This window comes from Flavisolibacter nicotianae, assembly GCF_003628535.1.
GTDB classification, from domain to species: Bacteria; Bacteroidota; Bacteroidia; order Chitinophagales; family Chitinophagaceae; genus Flavisolibacter; species Flavisolibacter nicotianae.
Genome location: NZ_RBCI01000068.1, coordinates 1 through 610, shown reverse-complemented (window position 1 = coordinate 610; position 610 = coordinate 1). Strand labels below are relative to the sequence as shown.

Sequence of the window (610 nt, the reverse complement as noted above, 5' to 3'; positions counted from 1 at the left end):
CGTTACCGGCTACTTTATGCGACAACTCCTACTTATAATAAGTTTGAAGTTTATCAGCTTGACAACTTTGGCGCAGACCGATAGAGTGGAAAGACTTGTTGACAGTATAAACGACAACCAAGTTGGAATAGCTATGCAATATGTGTGGTATCCAAAAATGAAAAGTCCTTGGGGTGACACTTTGATTGCAATTGGCAAACCTGCTACGACACAATTGTTTAATGTTCTTAATGACACAACAAAAGGGATTATAGCACATTTTATTTTATCAAACATCTGGGCTAATGAACTGTCAAAAGCTGGACATAGAATTGGCAGTAGAGTTTCTCCTGTTGAAGGATTAGAAAATATTTCATTACAGGTGCTTTATTCAGGGTTTACATTTTACGCAGACGAGCAAAACCATTTATTTGCAAAACGGATGGACCTGGAAAGCAATAAAAAGAACTGGCAAACATTCTTGGACAAACAAAGCAGCCGGTAACACAGGCTTTTAGCAATGCGGGCAGATGAATATGTTTTCAGCGGAAGAATATCTATTTTGCCTCATCAAATGAGTGGGGCTGAAGAATTACAAATTCCCGTACTGCTTAAAGCCTCGCTCCGTTGT

General features: G+C 39.0%; 1 protein-coding gene. It reads left to right on the top strand.

Translation table 11 applies throughout. The features are described 5' to 3' along the window. Positions 1 to 484, top strand: a 484-nt coding sequence (locus D6024_RS26430; protein WP_205573384.1) for a hypothetical protein, incomplete at its 5' end; no start/stop codon positions are given. Positions 485 to 610 lie beyond the last annotated feature (126 nt).